Annotated in this window: 12 protein-coding genes and 1 other RNA gene; 6 read left to right on the top strand and 7 right to left on the bottom strand. The window is 55.0% G+C overall.

Annotated elements, in window-relative coordinates; all coding sequences use genetic code 11:
• Nucleotides 1-24 precede the first annotated feature (24 nt).
• Together rnpB and rsmI are read right to left on the bottom strand one after the other, a co-directional pair.
• An RNA gene (rnpB, locus tag ABSH60_RS12030) (RNase P RNA component class A) lies at nt 25-403 on the bottom strand.
• 25 nt (nt 404-428) lie between these two features.
• Complete coding sequence (gene rsmI, locus ABSH60_RS12025; protein ID WP_390974106.1) at nt 429-1298, bottom strand: 16S rRNA (cytidine(1402)-2'-O)-methyltransferase; 870 nt, start codon at nt 1296-1298, stop codon at nt 429-431.
• 61 nt (nt 1299-1359) lie between these two features.
• On the opposite strand from rsmI, the gene ABSH60_RS12020 reads away from it, so the two are divergent.
• The 4 genes from ABSH60_RS12020 (at nt 1360) to dolP (ending at nt 5040) form a co-directional block, all read left to right on the top strand.
• Complete coding sequence (locus tag ABSH60_RS12020; protein ID WP_390974104.1) at nt 1360-3375, top strand: penicillin-binding protein activator; 2016 nt, start codon at nt 1360-1362, stop codon at nt 3373-3375.
• 75 nt (nt 3376-3450) lie between these two features.
• A complete protein-coding gene (locus ABSH60_RS12015; RefSeq protein WP_390974102.1) occupies nt 3451-3834 on the top strand; it encodes a YraN family protein in 384 nt (127 codons plus the stop codon).
• A gap of 30 nt (nt 3835-3864) precedes the next feature.
• Nucleotides 3865-4455, top strand: a complete 591-nt coding sequence (gene diaA / locus ABSH60_RS12010; RefSeq protein WP_056776362.1) for a DnaA initiator-associating protein DiaA — start codon at nt 3865-3867, stop codon at nt 4453-4455.
• Between the two features lie 9 nt (nt 4456-4464).
• Complete coding sequence (gene dolP / locus ABSH60_RS12005) at nt 4465-5040, top strand: division/outer membrane stress-associated lipid-binding lipoprotein (protein ID WP_056776359.1); 576 nt, start codon at nt 4465-4467, stop codon at nt 5038-5040.
• A 68-nt stretch (nt 5041-5108) separates the two neighbouring features.
• On the opposite strand, the gene mtgA is transcribed toward dolP, so the two are convergent.
• Both mtgA and arcB read right to left on the bottom strand, forming a co-directional pair.
• Complete coding sequence (mtgA, locus tag ABSH60_RS12000) at nt 5109-5837, bottom strand: monofunctional biosynthetic peptidoglycan transglycosylase (protein WP_056776356.1); 729 nt, start codon at nt 5835-5837, stop codon at nt 5109-5111.
• Between the two features lie 895 nt (nt 5838-6732).
• On the bottom strand, nt 6733-9075 hold the full coding sequence (gene arcB / locus ABSH60_RS11995) for an aerobic respiration two-component sensor histidine kinase ArcB (protein WP_390974099.1): 2343 nt from the start codon (nt 9073-9075) through the stop codon (nt 6733-6735).
• Nucleotides 9076-9945: 870 nt separating this feature from the next.
• On the opposite strand from arcB, the gene gltB reads away from it, so the two are divergent.
• Nucleotides 9946-14403 (top strand): glutamate synthase large subunit, encoded by a 4458-nt coding sequence (gene gltB, locus ABSH60_RS11990; protein WP_390974097.1) that lies wholly within the window; start codon nt 9946-9948, stop codon nt 14401-14403.
• 9 nt (nt 14404-14412) lie between these two features.
• Nucleotides 14413-15831, top strand: a complete 1419-nt coding sequence (locus ABSH60_RS11985) for a glutamate synthase small subunit (protein ID WP_056776343.1) — start codon at nt 14413-14415, stop codon at nt 15829-15831.
• Nucleotides 15832-15896: 65 nt separating this feature from the next.
• Here the strand turns inward: ABSH60_RS11985 and ABSH60_RS11980 are convergent, their stop codons facing one another.
• Genes ABSH60_RS11980 through ABSH60_RS11970 form a run of 3 tightly spaced genes read right to left on the bottom strand, consistent with a single transcriptional unit; the run spans nt 15897 to nt 18967 of the window.
• Nucleotides 15897-16772 (bottom strand): N-acetylmannosamine kinase, encoded by an 876-nt coding sequence (locus tag ABSH60_RS11980; RefSeq protein ID WP_390974094.1) that lies wholly within the window; start codon nt 16770-16772, stop codon nt 15897-15899.
• Nucleotides 16769-17458 carry an N-acetylmannosamine-6-phosphate 2-epimerase gene (locus ABSH60_RS11975; protein WP_056776336.1) on the bottom strand — a complete coding sequence of 230 codons (690 nt, stop codon included), beginning with the start codon at nt 17456-17458 and terminating at the stop codon, nt 16769-16771. Before ABSH60_RS11975 ends, ABSH60_RS11980 begins: the two co-directional genes overlap by 4 nt.
• An 18-nt stretch (nt 17459-17476) precedes the next feature.
• On the bottom strand, nt 17477-18967 hold the full coding sequence (locus ABSH60_RS11970) for an MFS transporter (RefSeq protein WP_122094440.1): 1491 nt from the start codon (nt 18965-18967) through the stop codon (nt 17477-17479).
• Nucleotides 18968-19013 lie beyond the last annotated feature (46 nt).

Raw genomic sequence — 19013 nt, 5'->3', positions numbered from 1 at the left:
ACACTGCGCGGGCTTTCTTTTTGACGAGGGAGTTGACCGTTAAGCCGGGTTCTGTCGTGGACAGTCATTCGTCTAGGCCAGCAATCGCTCACTGGCTCAAGCAGCCTACCCGGGTTCAGTACGGGCCGTACCATGTGAACCCCTATTTGGCCTTGCTCCGGGTGGAGTTTACCCTGCCACGGACTGTTGCCAGCCGCGCGGTGCGCTCTTACCGCACCCTTTCACCCTTACCTGATCCCACTTGCGTGGGCCATCGGCGGTTTGCTCTCTGTTGCACTTGTCGTAAGCTCGCGCTTCCCAGGCGTTACCTGGCACCCTGCCCTATGGAGCCCGGACTTTCCTCCCCTCCATCTGTCTCCCCCGAAAGGGACGGCAACGAAGCGGCGACTGTCTGGTCAACTCCGCGGCGGATGATAGGGGAAAATCACCTACTTGTCACCCTCTTGCTCATCAAGCGCGTATTTATACAACGCATTCTTCTTCACACCGTGAATTTCTGCAGCCAGCGCGGCGGCTTTTTTCAGCGGAAGTTCTTTTTGCAGCAGCGCCAGCGTGCGCAACGCTTCCGCCGGCAAAGCCTCGGTATCGGCTTTATGACCTTCAACGATCAGCACCATTTCGCCACGCTTGCGGGTTTCATCTTCCAGCACCCAGGCGAGCAATGCGCCAACCGCGTCACCACGAATATTTTCCCAGGTTTTGGTCAGCTCGCGGGCGAGCACCACGTAGCGATCCGGCCCCCAGACTTCAACCATATCTTGCAGGCTGTCGAGCAACCGGTGGGTCGATTCGTAGAAAATCAGCGTGCGCGACTCTTCGATCAGGGCCTGAAGTGTATCTTTTCGTGATTTCGTTTTGGCAGGCAGAAAGCCTTCATAACAGAAGCGGTCGGACGGCAAACCGGCGGCAGACAATGCCGCAATCGCCGCACAGGCACCCGGCAGTGGTACAACGCGCACACCCGCTTCACGGCAACAGCGCACCAGATGGTAGCCAGGGTCATTGATCAGCGGCGTTCCTGCATCGGAAACCAGCGCAATGCTTTGACCTTCCTGAAGTTTTGATAATAAATGCTCCGCTTTTTGCTGTTCATTATGATCATGAAGCGGATACATTTTTGCGCTGATACCAAAGTGATGCAGCAATAATCCGGTATGACGGGTATCCTCCGCCGCAATCAAATCCACGCTGCTCAGCACGGCCAATGCCCGTTGGGTGATGTCCCCTAAATTGCCGATTGGCGTGGGTACGATGTACAGCGTTGATGCAGAAATATCTGCTTGATCGTGTTGATTCATTGTTTCATCCGGATTGCCGATTTAATATTGAGCATCTTGAAAAAACATCACTGGAAACTGAATGCCTTCCTCAATGACTTTTCGTACCCGTTCGGGACGTTTACTCCCTGCCATTATCGTGGCGATGCTTCTCGCCAGCTGTACCGGTCAGGCGCCACAGGCACCGACTGAAAGTGTCCAGGGCGCGGCGACTGGCAGCTCTGATTATTATCTGCAACAGGCACAGCAAAGCGGTGATGATAACAAGGCTGACTGGCAATTGCTTGCAGTGCGTGCCCTGGTGCGTGAAGGCAAAGCGGCTGAAGCCTACAATCAGTTGAAGACCCTGCCGCAAGAACTCACTGCCGCGCAGCAGCTGGAGCAAAAGCTGACGACGGCCGAAGTGCAACTGGCCATTAAAGATTTCGCCCCTGCGGCGACCACGCTGAGCACCATCGATCCGACTGCGCTGACCAACGATCAGAAGGCGCGTTACTATCAGGCGCAAATCGATGCCAGCCAGGGACGTGTCAGCCTGGGCGTGATCCGCGCGTATATTGCGCAGGAGCCACTGTTGCAGGGCCAGCCGCATCAGGACAATATCGATCGTACCTGGATGTCGCTGACGCAACTTTCCCCGCAAGATGCGAGCAGCATCGTGATCAACGCGGATGAAAATACATTGCAGGGATGGCTGGATTTACTCAGCGTCTGGCAGAGTAACAAGCAGGATCCCGATCTGCTGAAAGCCGGTATTAAAGACTGGCAGCGCCGTTATCCGGTCAATCCGGCCGCAAAAAACCTGCCAACGCAGCTTAATAACGTGCTGACGTTCCAGCCTGCTTCTACCGGTAAAATCGCCCTGTTCCTGCCGATGAGCGGCCCGGCGCAGGTTTACGGTAACGCCATTCAGCAAGGTTTTAACGCGGCAATGACCGGTCAGGTGTCACAACCTGCGCCACAAGGTGCTGCTGCCGATCAAAACGCTCAGGCGCAACCGACGGTTGATCCGAATGCGGCCGTCAGCACCTCAGCGCCGGAGGCGACAGCCACCCAGGCTGAACAGCCACAAACGCCTGCGCCTGTCGCCACTCCGGTAGCCAGCAGTAATGCTCAGGTCAAAGTTTACGACACGAATGGTCAGCCTCTGGCCGCGCTTCTCACCCAGGCGCAGCAAGATGGCGCAACGCTGGTTGTCGGTCCTCTGCTCAAAGATCAGGTCAACGAACTCGCTTCTGACCAGACACCGCTGAATGTTTTAGCGCTCAATCAGCCAGAAACTGAGAAAAACAGCCCGAATATCTGTTACTTTGCCCTCTCTCCGGAAGACGAGGCGCAGGATGCCGCACGTCATATGTGGTCACAGCAAAAACGGATGCCGCTGTTGCTGGTTCCGCGTGGCAACTTTGGCGACCGTATCGCGCAGGCTTTTGCCAATGAATGGCAGAAACTGGGCGGTCAGACTGTCCTCAAGCAGGGGCTGGGTTCAGCGGGTGAATTGCGCTCTTCTATCGGCAGCGGTATCCGTCTGACCGGTACCCCGGTGATGACCAGCAATACCGCCGCTCCTGCCCAGGCACAGGGCGTGACTATTGGCGGGATCACCATCCCGGCGCCACCGACCGATGCGCAAATCGTGCAGGGCAGTTCAGGAGGTGCCGTGGATTCGGTGTACGTCGTCGCCACGCAAAGCGAACTGACGCTGATCAAGCCGATGCTCGACATGAGCGGCAGTGGCCGTTCACGTCCGTCCGTGTACGCCAGTTCCCGCAGCTATCAGGCCGGTGCAGGCCCGGATTATCGTCTGGAAATGGAAGGCGTTCAGTTCAGCGACATTCCGTTGCTGGCGGGCTCTAATCCGGCGCTGATGCAACAGGCCTCCGCGAAATTCGGTAACGACTACTCACTGGTGCGTCTGTACGCGATGGGGATTGATGCCTGGAGTCTGGCGAATCACTTCTCTCAAATGCGCACCCTGCCGGGCTTTGAAGTCTCCGGCAGTACCGGGGATTTGAGCGCCAACAGCAATTGCGTTATCCACCGTAAAATGCCGTGGCTGCAATACCGTCAGGGCTCACTGCTGCCGGTTTCCTCTTAAGAACGGCTATCGCCACTCTCGGGAACCGCTCTTCAGAACCGGTATTCCGAGAGTGGCAGGTACAAGGATGTACTGATGTTTGAAAAAGTGTCAACGCCGCGGTTCACTGGCGCAAAATCGTGTGGAAACCAGTATGAAGCTTTCGCACGTCGCTACCTTGAGAGCGCCGGATTATTCTTTGTGGCTGCCAATGTGGCGTGCCGCACCGGAGAGATCGACCTGATCATGCGCGACCAGCAAACCTGGGTGTTTGTTGAAGTTCGCTACCGGCGCACCGCCCGTTTTGGCGGCGCAGCGGAAAGCGTAACGCGTCAAAAACAGCAGCGTTTGTTAAGCGCTGCGTCTTTCTGGCTTGCAGGACGCCATGCAAGCTTTGACACATCATCTTGCCGTTTTGATGTTTTTGCCATCACCGGTAGCCAGATAGAATGGCTGCGTGATGCCTTCAATGCGGAATAAATATTATGACGACTGACTGGACGAAAACCCGTGCTGGATAGAATCAAAGTCTGCTTTACCGAAAGTATCCAAACCCAGATTGCCGCGGCAGAAGCCTTGCCTGACGCGATTTCCCGCGCCGCAATGACGCTGGTGCAATCGCTGCTTAACGGCAATAAAATTCTCTGCTGCGGTAACGGCACCTCTGCGGCAAATGCCCAGCATTTTTCCGCCAGTCTGATTAATCGTTTTGAAACTGAACGTCCCAGCCTTCCTGCAATCTCACTATGTGCAGATAACATTGTGCTGACCGCCATCGCTAACGACCGGCTGCATGATGAAATCTATGCCAAACAGGTGCGGGCCTTAGGCCAGGCGGGCGACGTCCTGTTGGCTATTTCTACGCGCGGCAACAGCCGTGATATTGTCAAAGCCGTTGAAGCCGCGGTCACCCGTGATATGACCATTGTGGCGCTTACAGGTTATGACGGCGGCGAGCTGGCGGGTTTGCTGGGGCCTCATGATGTTGAGATCCGAATCCCGTCTCATCGCAGCGCCCGTATTCAGGAAATGCATATGCTCACAGTGAATTGCCTCTGTGATCTGATTGATAGCACGCTGTTCCCTCACCAGGACGATTAAGGAGATCAAATGAAGGCAAGTCCTCTCTTTGCAATACTGTTTAGCGCCCTTCTGCTACAAGGTTGCGTTGCCGCCGCAGTGGTTGGCGTTGCTGGCGTTGCCACCAAAACCACCACGGACCCGCGTACCGTCGGCACACAGGTTGATGACAGCACGCTGGAAGCCAGGGTGTCTAATGCCATCAGCAAAGACAAACAGCTGAAGGACGAAGCGCGTATTGTGGCGACGGCGTATCAGGGCAAAGTCCTGCTGACCGGCCAGACCCCGACACCGGATATGGCCGCGCGCGCCAAGCAGATCGCGGTTGGCGTTGAGGGTGCAACGGAAGTGTATAACGAGCTTCGCACCGGTAAACCTGTGACCATGGGTACCGCCTCTACCGATACCTGGATCACCACCAAAGTCCGCTCGCAGTTGCTGACCAGTGATTCAGTGAAATCTTCCAACGTGAAAGTGACCACTGAAAACGGCGAAGTCTTCCTGCTGGGTCTGGTGACACAGGATGAAGGTAAATCTGCGGCAGGTATCGCGGCAGGTGTCAGCGGCGTGAAACACGTGACCACGGCATTCACCTACGTGAAGTAATTCCGGCGGCCATCACGAAAAAGGACAGCGCATTGGCTGTCCTTTTTTTATGTGCGTTGCTCAGGAAATTAATGCAGTTTATGTTCCACCAGGAAAGACTCACCGCCGAGCTGGCTCATCTGGCGCAGGATCCACTGTTGCCTGCGAATGACGTAGGCTGAAGGCGCGTTGACCTTAAACAGGTGTGGATTGGGGAGCACGGCAGCCAGTAATGCCGCCTGAGAAGCGGTCAGTTTGCTGGCCGGTTTATGGAAGAAATGCTGTGCCGCCTGTTCAACGCCAAAGACACCGTCGCCGAACTCCACGATGTTCAGATAAACCGTCAGAATGCGTCGCTTTGTCCATACCGTTTCAATGCCAACGGTCAGCCCGGCTTCCAGCCCTTTGCGGATCCAGCTGCGACCATCCCACAAAAATAAATTCTTGGCCGTCTGCTGCGAAAGCGTCGATGCACCGCGCATTTTTCCGCCGTCTTTATCACTGTCCAGCACCGACTGAATGGCATCCACATCAAATCCCCAGTGTTCAGGGAATTTCTGGTCTTCCGCCGCCATCACCGCCAGCGCCATCGGCGAGGAAATGTCATCCATCGCCACCCAGTCGGAATGTGCGACGTAACCAAAGTCACCGGTCAGCCACGCCGATACCTGCCTTTCCACCATCACGGCAGAAAAAGGCACCGGTAAAAAGGCGAAAATCACAATTCCTGCTATCCATAAGCAGGGTAACAGTATCAGCACACGTTTGAGCCATAACAGTGGCTTACGTAAAAGACCTTTTTTTGCAGATTTATTCATTAAGCGCTTTCCGTAACACATCTGACCATCTAATCAATCTCCGCAAGAACCACCGGATTCGGGCTAGCGAAACCAAGACACAGATTGCTAACAATCTGGTCAGGCCTATCCCATTTTTAACCGCACATTAACCAAATTAAAAGGCTTTTGATCCATATCATCAATGAGTTCCAGATCCTGGGAACCGGTTCCCAGGGGTTTTCACTCCCCGGCATCGACTGTATTCTTTTGCTACATTCCGTAACAATTCATAAATTTATTGATTAACAAAACTTATACATTCAATTTTAGATAGTGAACGAAAACTCATCAGATACTCGCCAGCCTCTGGCGTCACTAAGTCAAATCGGTTACTCAAAAAAACCACAATGCAGACGAAAATTCACACAACGGACGGGTATTCAGGACGTCTACCTAAGTGAAATTATTTCACTACTGCAAATCAGATGAAATCTTATGCCATTTAACAGACGGTCCGAATCCACTTTCACGCATACACCATGGTTTACAGTAAGTTGCCGCGGGTTCCGTGCAGCGTGTTCAGGGGGACTACGCACAGTTTTTGTAGAAAAAACCAGCAAATCGCCGTCTGAATTTTCACGAACATAAGCAAAATTGCATGCCGTCATAACGTCATCAACAACCTTCATTTGTATTCTCTCAAAAATCCTGCGATAAAGACTTGATGTTTTGTATAGACAAAGACTAATCTACATCACAGTTTTTAATGAATGTTGTAACAGTTCAGCTTATATTTGTTATGTTGATGGCTACAGGATGTATTAGACTTACCCTGAATTCCAAGACCTGCGAAATCCAAACCCTAACAACTATCGTGGGTTACCATTTTCCCTGGTGTTGGCGCAGTATTCGCGCACCCCGGCTTCGGCTGGGGTTATTTTTTTTCAGCGTTTGAAGTCCATTCACGCAACACCTGAATATCATTTCGCCACTCCGCCTTCAGCTCATCAATCCATTCCTGAACGTTATCCCACCAGGCCGGCAATGTTGGCGTTTGAATTTGTTGCGCCAGTTGCTGTAAATGCTTCAGACCGACAGAACCCGCTGCACCTTTGATTTTATGCCCTTCTTCAGCAATGCCTTTCTGGTCACGCGCCGTCATGTTGGAATCCAATACCGCGAGATAACCCGGCATCATTTTTTCAAACATATCTGCACTCTGATAAATCAGTTGCGGGCCCACCAGGTCGATGTACTGCTCCAGCATGGCGGTATCGAGTAAAGTTTCGCTGTCTTTCATCACTGCAGGCTCCTTTTCCATCACGGATACTTCTGGCTGATGATCCCAAAACTGCTGGATCATCGCGGTCAGGGCAGAAACAGACAGCGGCTTGCTCAGCACGTCGTCCATTCCGGCGTCGAGATACTCTTTTTTGTCTTTGAGCACGTTGGCCGTCAACGCAATCAGCGGCGGCAAATGCTTACCGGCGTAATCGGTGCGTAATTTGCGGGCGATATCCAGCCCCGTCATGTCAGGCAGCTGGATATCCAGCAGAACCAGGTCGAATTCGTCGGGATCGAACATCTCCAGCGCATCATGCCCGTTCATTGCCACTTCCACGCTGTTACCCAGTTTCTCCAGCACCGAACGCGCCACAATGACGTTCAGCTCGATATCTTCCACCAGCAACACATGAAGCGCCGGCAGCGGCATCTCCTCCTCTTTATCGTCGCTTTGCGTCACCGGCGCATCCAGCGTCGGCGCACGCACCGTCAGCGTGAAGCAGGAACCCTGCCCCGGCACGCTGCTGACGGTAATATCGCCGCCCATCGCCTGCGCCAGACGCTTAGAAACGGCCAGACCGATCCCGGTTCCGGTTGCGGGTTTGCCACCGTTACGGTCTTTCACCTGATAGTACATGGCGAAGATTTTATCCTGCTCATCCTGCGGAATGCCCATTCCCGAATCGCGCACCACGAAGCGCAGCATGTCGTTCGCTTCGTAATGGACGCTCAGCACGATTTCCCCTTCACGGGTAAATTTGACGGCGTTACCGATCAGGTTCCATAAAATCTGCCGTAAGCGCGTGCCGTCGGTGGTGATGCTCCGCGGCAAGGGTAAATCCGGATCCATGATGAATTTCAGCCCTTTCGGCTGTGCCAGAAGGCCGGAGAGGTTTTCCAGATCGGACAGGAACTCGGTGAAATCGACCGTCTGGTTATCGAGCTGCACTTTGCGGCGCTCGATTTTGTCCATTTCAATGATGTCGTTGAAGATATTGCCGAGGGTGATGGCGCTGACGTGAATGGTTTTGAGGTAGCTGTGCTGCTCTTTGTCCAGTTCTGTGTCCAGCAGGATGCGGCTGAGCCCGACGATGCCGTTAAGCGGCGTACGCAGCTCGTGGCTGATGGTCGAGATAAACGTCGTCTTTTCCCGGCTGGCGTTCTCCAGCGCGTCCTGATAGCGCTTACGCTCGGTAATATCGCGCCCGAAGCCCATCAGGCCGTGGCGTTTACCGATGCGATCGTAGAACGGCACCTTGCGCAGCTCGAAACAGGCTTTCCGCCCGTCCGGATAGACCAGCCATTGTTCGTAGGTGAGGGAAACGTTGTGGCGGAACACCTTCTCATCGGTCTCCACCACCTTCTCGGCGATATCGGGGGTATAGACATCGTTCGGCGTCAGACCGATCAGTTGCTTCTCGCTTTTGCCGGTGAGCAATTCCATCGCACGGTTACAGCCGGAGAATTCTTTGTCTTCGTTACGGTAATACACCAGATCCGGTGAAGCATCGAGGAAGGAGCGCAGTAACGCCGATTGCTGACTCAGTTCGATCTGCGCCTGTTCACGATGATGCATTTCGAGTTTCAACTTATCGACCACGGCCAGACGCGCTTCTTCTGCTTTGACGCGGTCAGCAATTTCCTGATTCAGCTGGGTAATATTGTCTTTCAGCTGCTGATTCAGTTCGAGATCGCGATGGCGCATCTCTTCAAGCTTATCGACCAAACGGGTGAGACGCTGGCGCGACTCCTCGAGCTGCTCCACCACCACCGACAGAAAGTACACTGCCCAGGGGGTGATCAGTAATCCAAAGAAAATGGACCGGACGACGTCGATACTTTCCACCTGACCACGCAACAGCATGGTCACCGCCATCTGAACAATCATCGCCAGCACCACCAGCGCAGAAGCCAGAAGCAGTGAGAATCTCACCAGCCCCAGTTTGACCATCAGATCGACATAATACTGCGCTAAAACCCGGATTTGCTTCATAACGGTTCCCTTAAAACGAAGTCGACTGAATCATACCGCAAAACCTTGCCGGGGTGAGCGCGGGGCGGTATTGAGCTGAAAGTTTGTGACCTGCACCGTGCAGGGGCTTACGGTGGTGCAATGCGGGAAATAAGTGCAGAGATATTGACTAATTTCTGCCGCGATATTATTAATATCGGCCGGCAATTTTCTGCCCGTTGCCAGGCCAACTGCCCTCTGGCTAACGTATTTCTCTTTTCACTCCCTAATCCTTTCCCTAAAGGCGCTGCCCGCACAGGCATAACTATTCATTATTACTGCAAATAAAGTCATTCATGGCAGTATGAATAATTCTTATTACATCCGCTGCATTAGCACATTATTACGGCCCGGTTAAAAACAGTGACAAACCGCATGGGGGCTGTGTTTTGCAGTATAAAATACTGGTAAATAGTCGCCTGCCAGCATGGTGCGGAGATCTGAAGCTTTCTCCATAGTGAGTCAGCTCACACTTTACAGGCATGACCACACCGAAATTACGCCAATAAAATCACCATAATCTATATATATTTCAAATAATTAAATCCCTTTATATCACTTTTAATATAACTTAAATCGCCATTTGACCTGTCAATGCTTTCTCGCTAAGTTGGGAGTCCGCTGGAAGCAATCTCGACGGGTGAGCAACTCGTCATATTTATGCAGTAATTGAAGACTCCCTCATTAAAACAAGTCAACCACCACTTGTGAGAACCATCACGAGAGGCCTTTGACGGAGATGCCCGGGCATTCAACGCACCGCAAGAGTGCGCGAAAATGCGAGCAATCTCTGTCTATAAGTCCCCTCGCGGTTGGTGTGAGAGTCTCGCAGAGCCTGGGGAGGTTCACGTTATGTTGTACGATAAATCCCAAGAGAGGGACAACTGTGGTTTCGGCCTGATCGCTCATATAGAAGGCGAACCTAGCCATAAGGTCGTGCGTACAGCCATTCACGCGCTGGCCCGTATGCAACACCGTGGCGCGATCCTTGCTGACGGCAAGACCGGCGACGGCTGTGGCCTGCATTTACAGAAACCGGATCGGTTCTTCCGGATGATCGCCGAAGAGCGCAACTGGCGTCTGGCGAAGAACTATGCCGTCGGCATGCTATTCCTCAGCAAAAACGAAACAGAAGCGGCTGCCAGCCGCCGCATTGTTGAAGAAGAGTTGCAAAACGAAACGCTGTCCGTGGTGGGCTGGCGTGACGTTCCGACCAATCCGGACGTTCTCGGTGAAATCGCGCTTTCCTCCCTGCCCCGTATCGAACAGATTTTTGTCAACGCGCCTGCCGGCTGGCGTCCGCGTGACATGGAGCGTCGCCTGTATATGGCGCGCCGCCGCATTGAGAAACGCATTCAGGATAAAGATTTCTATGTGTGCAGTTTCTCCAACGTGGTCACGATCTATAAAGGCCTGTGTATGCCTGCGGATCTGCCACGCTTCTATTTAGACCTGGCCGACCTGCGTCTCGAATCGGCGATCTGCCTGTTCCACCAGCGCTTCTCGACCAACACCGTTCCGCGCTGGCAGCTGGCTCAGCCCTTCCGCTATCTGGCGCACAACGGCGAAATCAACACCATCACCGGTAACCGTCAGTGGGCGCGTGCCCGTGCGTATAAATTTAAAACACCGCTGATCCCCGATCTGCAAGATGCTGCGCCTTTCGTCAATGAAACCGGCTCCGACTCCAGCTCGCTGGATAACATGCTGGAACTGTTCCTGGCGGGCGGGATGGATCTGCTGCGCGCGATGCGTTTGCTGGTGCCGCCAGCCTGGCAGCAGAACCCGGATATGGACAACGATCTGCGTGCGTTCTTCGACTTTAACTCCATGCACATGGAACCGTGGGACGGCCCGGCCGGTATCGTTATGTCAGATGGCCGTTATGCCGCCTGTAACCTCGACCGTAACGGTCTGCGCCCGGCGCGTTATGTCATCACGAAAGACAAGCTGATCACCTGCGCATCTGAAGTCGGGATCTGGGACTATCAGCCGGACGAAGTGGTCGAAAAAGGCCGCGTCGGACCTGGCGAACTGATGGTAATCGATACCCGCAGCGGCAAGATCCATCACTCCGCTGAAACCGACAACGACCTGAAAGGCCGTCATCCTTACAAAGAGTGGATGGAGAAAAACGTTCAGCGTCTGGTGCCGTTCGAAGATCTGCCGGAAGATCAGGTTGGCAGCCGCGAGCTGGATGACACTACGCTGGAAACCTTCCAGAAACAGTTCGGCTACAGCAGCGAAGAACTTGATCAGATCATCCGCGTACTGGGTGAAAACGGTCAGGAAGCCGTCGGCTCGATGGGTGATGACACGCCATTTGCCGTGCTCTCCAGTCGTCCACGCATTATTTATGACTACTTCCGCCAGCAGTTTGCGCAGGTGACCAACCCGCCAATCGATCCGCTGCGCGAAGCCCACGTGATGTCTCTGGCGACCAGCATTGGCCGCGAGATGAACGTGTTCTGCGAAGCCGAAGGTCAGGCCCACCGTCTGAGCTTCAAATCACCTATTCTGCTGTGGTCTGACTTTAAACAGCTCACCACGCTGGACAGCAAACACTATCGCGCGGAAACGCTGGACCTGACTTACGATCCGAGCGAACAGAACATGGAGCAGTTCGTCCAGAAACTCTGTGACGAAGGCGAGCAGAAAGTGCGCAACGGCGCCGTATTACTGGTGCTGTCTGACCGAAATATTTCGGCCAACCGCCTGCCGCTGCCTGCGCCAATGGCCGTCGGCGCGCTGCAACTGCGTCTGGTTGAGAAAAGCCTGCGCTGCGATGCCAACATCATTGTTGAAACCGCCAGCGCCCGCGACCCGCATCATTTCGCCGTGCTGATTGGTTTTGGTGCCACGGCGGTTTATCCGTATCTGGCCTACGAAACCCTGGCAAAACTGGTCGACTCTCAGGTCATCGAGAAGAAATACCGTGAAGTGATGTTGAATTACCGCAACGGCATCAACAAAGGCTTGTACAAGATCATGTCCAAAATGGGCATCTCAACCGTGGCCTCTTACCGTTGCTCCAAACTGTTTGAAGCGGTCGGTCTGGCAAAAGATCTGTGCAACACCTGCTTCAACGGCGTGGTCAGCCGTATCGGCGGTGCCGGTTATACGGATTTTGAACAAGATCTGCTGAACCTGTCCAAACGCGCGTGGCTGAAACGCAAAACGCTGGATCAGGGCGGCCTGCTGAAATTTGTCCACGGTGGCGAATATCACTCTTATAACCCGGACGTGGTCACCACCCTGCAAACCGCAGTGAACAGCGGTGATTACGACGATTATAAAAAATACGCCAAACTGGTTAACGAGCGTCCGGTTGCGACACTGCGTGACCTGTTGAAAGTGACACCAAAAGGCCAGCCAATCCCGGTGGATCAGGTGGAACCGGCGGAAGGCTTGTTTACCCGCTTCGATACCGCGGCGATGTCTATCGGTGCGTTAAGCCCGGAAGCGCATGAATCTCTGGCCGAAGCGATGAACAGCATCGGCGGACGTTCTAACTCCGGCGAAGGCGGCGAAGATCCGGCACGTTACGGTACCAATAAAGTGTCCCGTATTAAGCAGGTCGCTTCCGGTCGTTTCGGTGTAACACCGGCGTACCTGGTGAATGCTGACGTTATTCAGATCAAAGTCGCACAAGGTGCAAAACCAGGCGAAGGTGGCCAGTTGCCGGGTGACAAAGTGACGCCGTACATCGCGAAACTGCGTTATTCCGTGCCGGGCGTGACCCTGATTTCTCCACCGCCGCACCACGATATCTATTCTATCGAGGATCTGGCACAGCTGATTTTCGACCTGAAACAGGTCAATCCGAAGGCGATGATTTCGGTGAAGCTGGTTTCTGAACCGGGCGTCGGCACTATCGCCGTCGGCGTGGCGAAAGCCTATGCGGATCTCATCACCATCGCCGGCTACGATGGCGGCACCGGCGCAAGCCCGCTGTCTTCGGTGAAATACGCCGGTTGTCCGTGGGAACTGGGTCTGGTGGAAACACAGCAGGCACTGGTCGCCAACGGCCTGCGTCATAAAATCCGTCTGCAGGTGGATGGCGGCCTGAAAACTGGCCTCGACATCATCAAAGCGGCGATTCTGGGCGCAGAAAGCTTCGGTTTCGGTACCGGCCCTATGGTCGCACTGGGCTGTAAATACCTGCGTATTTGCCACCTGAATAACTGCGCAACCGGCGTGGCAACTCAGGACGATAAACTGCGTCGCAACCATTATCACGGCCTGCCAGAACGCGTAGTGAACTACTTCAAGTTCATCACGCAGGAAACCCGTGAAATCATGGCTGAACTGGGCGTGAGCCAGCTGGTCGATCTGATTGGTCGTACCGATCTGCTGACCGAGCTGGATGGCTTCACCGCCAAACAAAACAGTCTGGATCTTTCTGCGATGCTGGCAACCGCCACGCCGCATGAAGGCAAAGCGGTGTACTGCACCGAAAGCAACCCGGCGTTCGATAAGGGTCAGCTGAACAAAGACATTCTGGAGCAGGCTGCGCCGCACATCGATTCCAGGCAGAGCAAAGCGTTCTACTTCGATATCCGCAACACTGACCGCTCCGTCGGCGCTATGTTGTCCGGTGCGATTGCTGAGAAACATGGCGATCAGGGTATGGCGGCAGATCCGGTACGCATTAACTTCAACGGCACCGCGGGCCAGAGCTTCGGCGTCTGGAACGCAGGCGGCGTCGATTTGATGCTGACCGGCGACGCGAACGACTACGTGGGCAAGGGCATGGCCGGTGGCCGCATTGCCATCCGTCCACCAATAGGTTCAGCGTTCCGCAGCCACGAAGCCAGCATCATCGGTAACACCTGTCTGTACGGCGCTACCGGCGGCAAAATGTTTGCTGCGGGCCGTGCGGGTGAACGTTTCGCCGTGCGTAACTCCGGTGCCATCACCGTGGTTGAAGGCATTGGCGATAACGGTTGTGAATACATGACCGGCGGCATTGTGTGTGTGCTCGGTCGTACCGGCGTCAACTTCGGCGCAGGCATGACCGGTGGCTTCGCTTACGTTCTTGATGAAGACGGCGAATTCCGCAAACGCGTTAACCCGGAACTGGTTGAAGTCCTGGAAGTGGCCGATCTGGCTATCCATGAAGAGCATCTGCGCGGTTTGATCATCGAACACGTACAGTTGACCGCCTCGGCCCGTGGTGAAGAAATTTTGGCGAACTGGCCTGAATGGGCAGCGAAATTTGCTCTGGTAAAACCGAAGTCCAGTGATGTCAAAGCATTGTTGGGTCACCGTAGTCGTTCCGCAGCTGAGCTGCGGGTACAAGCGCAGTAAGAGGTTAAGATGAGTCAAAACGTTTATCAATTTGTCGACTTACAGCGTGTTGATCCGCCTAAAAAAGCGCTGAAGATCCGTAAAATTGAGTTTGTGGAAATTTACGAGCCGTTCTCAGCAACTCAGGCTGCATCACAGGCAGACCGCTGTCTGTCCTGCGGTAACCCTTATTGCGAATGGAAATGCCCGGTTCACAACTACATTCCGAACTGGCTGAAACTGGCAAACGAAGGTCGCATCATGGAAGCCGCCGACCTCGCGCACCAGACCAACAGCCTGCCGGAAGTCTGCGGACGCGTTTGTCCTCAGGACAGACTGTGCGAAGGTTCCTGTACCCTGAACGACGAGTTTGGTGCGGTGACCATCGGTAACATCGAGCGCTACATCAGCGATAAAGCCATCGAAATGGGCTGGCGTCCGGATATGTCTCATGTGCATCCTACCGGCAAACGCGTGGCGATTATCGGCGCAGGTCCGGCAGGTCTGGCTTGCGCTGACGTCCTGACCCGTAACGGTGTGAAAGCAGTGGTTTACGATCGCCATCCGGAAATCGGCGGCCTGCTGACTTTCGGCATTCCTGCCTTCAAGCTGGAAAAATCGGTGATGACCAAGCGTCGTGAAATCTTCACGGAGATGGGGATCGAATTCCAGCTCAATACTGAAGTCGGTAAAGACATCACCATCGACGCTCTGCTGGCAGAATACGATTCTGTGTTCCTCGGCGTCGGGACTTATCAGTCCATGCGCGGTGGTCTGGCGAACGAAGATGCGCCGGGCGTGTACGATGCCCTGCCGTTCCTCATCGCCAACACCAAGCAACTGATGGGTTACGATGACAGTCAGGAAGAGCCTTACGTGACGATGGATAAGAAGCGCGTGGTGGTTCTCGGCGGTGGTGACACCGCGATGGACTGCGTGCGTACGTCAATTCGTCAGGGCGCAACGCATGTGACCTGTGCGTACCGTCGTGATGAAGAGAACATGCCGGGTTCACGTCGTGAAGTGAAGAATGCGCGCGAAGAAGGGGTGGATTTCAAATTCAACCTGCAACCGCTGAGCATCGAACTGAACGATTCAGGCCGCGTCTGTGGCGTGCGTATGGCGCGTACCGAACTTGGCGCGCCGGATGCTCATGGCCGCCGTCGTGCAGAAATCGTCGCGGGTTCCGAACATGTGATGGAAGCCGATGCCGTGGTGATGGCGTTTGGTTTCCGCCCTCACAAAATGGAATGGCTGGCAGCGCACGATGTTGAGCTGGATACTCAGGGCCGCATTCTGGCACCTGAAGGCAGCGACAACGCCTTCCAGACCAGCAACCCGAAAATCTTCGCCGGTGGCGATGCGGTTCGCGGATCGGATCTGGTGGTCACGGCGATTGCCGAAGGCCGTAAAGCGGCAGAAGGCATCATGAACTTCCTCGAAGTCTGATCCACTCTGTCATGAAAACGGGGCTGCCAGCGATGGCAGCCCCGTTGTTTTTGAGCGGGCTGAAACTAAAACGCCATCTCCTGCGCCAGCAAGGCGGCCCCCCGTAAACCGGCATCGTGCTGATGTTTTGCCATCAAAAGCGTGACACGGTAAACCTCCGGCTCTTCATTAAGAAACGTTTTCACCTGCGCCAAATAGCCTTCTGCCAGACCAATACTTCCACCCAAAACCACGCACTGACAATCCGTCGCTACTTTGATATCCGCGATTAATCTTGCCAGCACCCTGGCTGAACGCTGGATCAATGCGCCCGCTTGCAGATGCCCTGCCGCCGCATGAGCGAAAATCTGTTTGGCAGTGCAACCGGCTAAATCATCACGCGCTGCGCTGGCGATGCCTCGCCCTGATGCCATCGCCTCCACGCAACCCGTCCGGCCACAGCCACAGCGTGGCCCCTGCGGATCTGCCAGCGTGTGGCCGAAATGCCCCGCCAGCCCCTGCGTTCCTGTCAGCAATTTTCCGCCACTGATCATTGCGCCGCCCACACCGGTCGAGACAGTGAGAAAGACCATGTCAGTGATCTCCGCCGAAAGGGCGTGATATTCCGCCCACGCAGCCGCCTGCGCGTCATTGACGGCCATGCACGGCAGTTGCGTCAGCCGGGAGATCACCTCCACCAGCGGAAAATGGCTGAGGCCGCCGAGATTATCCGGGTTCAGCGCCGTGAGAATGCCCTGCCTGATAATACCGGTAGAAGCGACCGCGACCCGCTGCGCCTGTGAAACCAGCGGCGCGACCAGTTCCGCCAGCGCAGCCTGCAAGGCATCGGGCGTTTTACTGGCAGGCGTCGGGATTTCCCGCCGTCCGGTGAGAGTGAGATCGTTGCCCGCCAGCGCCGCCGCCAGTTTGGTGCCCCCGATATCGATCACCAGCGTGGTCATTTCGCGACCTTCACGATTTCATCCCGGAACCACTGGCAGACATGCTCAAGGCGGGTGATTGCCGAACCGACGGTGACCGCCCACGCGCCATTTTGCATCGCCTGAGCCGCCAGCGCAGGCGCGTTATAGCGCCCTTCGGCAATCACGCGGCATCCTTCATGACTCAGCGCTTTCACTAAGGCCAGATCCGGCTCTTCCGGTGTTTGCGCCGTGATATAACCTGACAGCGTCGTACCGATGATGTCAGCCCCCAGCCGGTGACAATCCAGTCCGTCCTGCACGCTGGAACAATCCGCCATTGCCAGCAGGTGATGCTGATGAATGCGTGCCAGCAGTTCCGCGACCGCCACCGGCCTTTCACGCTGTGTACCGTCAAACGCAATGATGCTGGCTCCTGCGCCTGCCAGCGCATCCACATCGGCCAGAAAAGGCGTGATACGCACCGGCGAATCTGGCAGGTCGCGTTTGATAATGCCGATGATTGGCACTGACACCCGTGCATGAGTGGCTCTGAGATTCTCAATACCTTCAATGCGCAGCGCCACCGCACCGGCCTGTTCTGCTGCCAGCGCCATGGCGGCCACAATATCAGGCTTATCCAGCGGGCTGCCGGGAACCGGCTGGCAGGAGACAATCAATCCGCCAGCCTGTGAAATCTGTGTATCCAGTGTTTCAAGCAATGACATATAAACTCCCTGCAAAATTCAGTTTCTGATCAATCCGCTCTTGGTGTTTTCCGGCTTCACTTTCACCGCACCGCTGAAAGGTTTGCCATCAATGGTGTCGTGCGTCCGCACGGCTTCAGGGTGGATCCAGCGCTGAACGCGTGACGGCATATCCAGCCCGATCAGCAGGATCACCACGAACGTCAGCCCGAAAGACAAGGACGCCAGCGCAGTGCCGAGATCCAGACGCTGGGCAATCGCCACCCCGATAACCGGTGCCAGTGCGCCACCCAGCGCGCCGACGTTGTAGGTAAAGCCCAGCCCGGCCGCACGCTGTTCGGTATCGAAATAACCGCCAATCAGTTTAGGCAGAATGCCGGAAATACCCTGACCCAACATTTGTTGCAGGAATAACAGTAATCCCAACACCCAGATATTTCCGCCGCCGATCGCAAAGACCGGAATAATAAGCAGCTGCGAGGCCAGCAGGCTGTACACGTACGCTTTACGCGTTCCCAGCCAGTCGCCGAGGAAACCGCCCACGCAGCACCCTACCGCTGCGCCAAAACCGCTGAAGAACAGCACGTGAGCCACCAGCGTCGGTGAATAGGCCAGTTCGGTTTTCAAATACGTCGGTAACAGCGCCTGAATCGGCCACGAATAGAGGAAGGCAAAGAAGACCACGACCATCAGCGTAACGCCGGTCGGCCAGCGTTTGCCGCTACTCTGCACCATAAAGCTGATGAAGACAGCCGCACACATCAGCCCCAGTATGGCAATCACTGCGGCGCTGCCCACATCGCCGGCGAAACAGAAATACAACGCGGTGGCCGCGACAATTGTCATACCGACGTTGACGACCCGATGTTTGCCGCGATAGAGAATATCCACCATGGTTTTGGTCGGTTGCTTATGGGCGAATTTCGCCTGCCAGTCTTCCGCTTCCGGAATATTTTTACGCAGCCAGAGGGCGAAAATAATCGGCAAGATGCCGATGAAAAACAGGGCGCGCCAGCCCCAGACCGGCACCACCAGGCTGTAAACCTGCGCGGCAATCACTGCACCCACCGAGAAGCCGGAAATCAGAAACCCGCTGGCTTTGTTGCGTAAATGCTTTGGCCAGCTTTCAATAACATAGGTGGCACTTGAGCCGTATTCTCCCGCCATGCCCATGCCGATAATCAGGCGTGCGAAAAACATCACCGTGAAGCCCGGCGCAAAACCGCAGGCGAGCGTCCCGACAGAAAACAACACGATACTGGTGATCATCGCCAGTTTGCGACCATAACGGTCGCCCATGGCGCCAAGCAGTAATCCGCCAAACCAGCGGGAGATAAACGCCGCAGAAATCAGACTCGCCGCCTGAACGCCGGTCAGGTCGAACTCGCTTTTAATTTCTGTCAGCACTAAGGCGATCAGAACAAAATCAAAACCATCCAAAAGGTAGCCAATCCAGGCGGCCGAAAATGCTTTCCATTGCGGTTTAGTCAAATGGCGAAACCATGAGATCTGTCGGGCATTGTTACGCATAAATCACCCCCGGGGCGGGTTTGCATCAACCCGCCCTTTGGTAAGG

Origin of the sequence: Rahnella sp. R3(2024), assembly GCF_042920125.1 — a bacterium.
GTDB classification, from domain to species: Bacteria; Pseudomonadota; Gammaproteobacteria; order Enterobacterales; family Enterobacteriaceae; genus Rahnella; species Rahnella rivi.
Note: the sequence above shows the minus strand (reverse complement) of the source record. Positions and strands in the feature narration are given on the sequence as shown.

Coding starts and splice junctions, on each gene's coding strand:
- rsmI (WP_390974106.1), bottom strand. CDS start 1,298: ATGAATCAACACGATCAAGCAGATATTTCTGCATCAACGCTGTACATC.
- ABSH60_RS12020 (WP_390974104.1), top strand. CDS start 1,360: ATGCCTTCCTCAATGACTTTTCGTACCCGTTCGGGACGTTTACTCCCT.
- ABSH60_RS12015 (WP_390974102.1), top strand. CDS start 3,451: ATGTTTGAAAAAGTGTCAACGCCGCGGTTCACTGGCGCAAAATCGTGT.
- dolP (WP_056776359.1), top strand. CDS start 4,465: ATGAAGGCAAGTCCTCTCTTTGCAATACTGTTTAGCGCCCTTCTGCTA.
- mtgA (WP_056776356.1), bottom strand. CDS start 5,837: ATGAATAAATCTGCAAAAAAAGGTCTTTTACGTAAGCCACTGTTATGG.
- arcB (WP_390974099.1), bottom strand. CDS start 9,075: ATGAAGCAAATCCGGGTTTTAGCGCAGTATTATGTCGATCTGATGGTC.
- gltB (WP_390974097.1), top strand. CDS start 9,946: ATGTTGTACGATAAATCCCAAGAGAGGGACAACTGTGGTTTCGGCCTG.
- ABSH60_RS11985 (WP_056776343.1), top strand. CDS start 14,413: ATGAGTCAAAACGTTTATCAATTTGTCGACTTACAGCGTGTTGATCCG.
- ABSH60_RS11980 (WP_390974094.1), bottom strand. CDS start 16,772: ATGACCACGCTGGTGATCGATATCGGGGGCACCAAACTGGCGGCGGCG.
- ABSH60_RS11975 (WP_056776336.1), bottom strand. CDS start 17,458: ATGTCATTGCTTGAAACACTGGATACACAGATTTCACAGGCTGGCGGA.
- ABSH60_RS11970 (WP_122094440.1), bottom strand. CDS start 18,967: ATGCGTAACAATGCCCGACAGATCTCATGGTTTCGCCATTTGACTAAA.